The organism is Thermus sp. FJN-A (assembly GCF_054655095.1).
The window spans coordinates 1-236 of record NZ_BAAHSC010000304.1 but is presented as its reverse complement, the minus strand read 5'-3'; the positions used below and the strand labels follow the sequence as shown (position 1 = coordinate 236).

Genomic DNA, 236 nt, shown 5'->3' with positions numbered 1-236 from the left:
GGTGAAGGAAGACCTTCAACGGGGAGAGGTCACGGGGCACCGTCTTCCCAAGGAGGGGAAGGAAGAGGCCTACCCTCAGGACCCTCCAGGCGTTGGTACCGGGACGTTTCCTTCCCCCGGTAAACCCGTCCCGGCCGCCCGGCGAGCCCTGAAGGCTTGAGAGCAGGGACAGGGACCCCTGAGCCCTCTTGAGCTCACGGGAGAGGCTGTCCCCGCGGGACTTGTCACGCTCGTTT

1 pseudogene is annotated in these 236 nt (G+C 65.7%); it reads right to left on the bottom strand.

Features of this window, described 5'->3' with window-relative positions:
* A pseudogene (locus ACYQ0J_RS13815) lies at positions 1 to 236 on the bottom strand (IS200/IS605 family accessory protein TnpB-related protein); the annotation flags it as partial.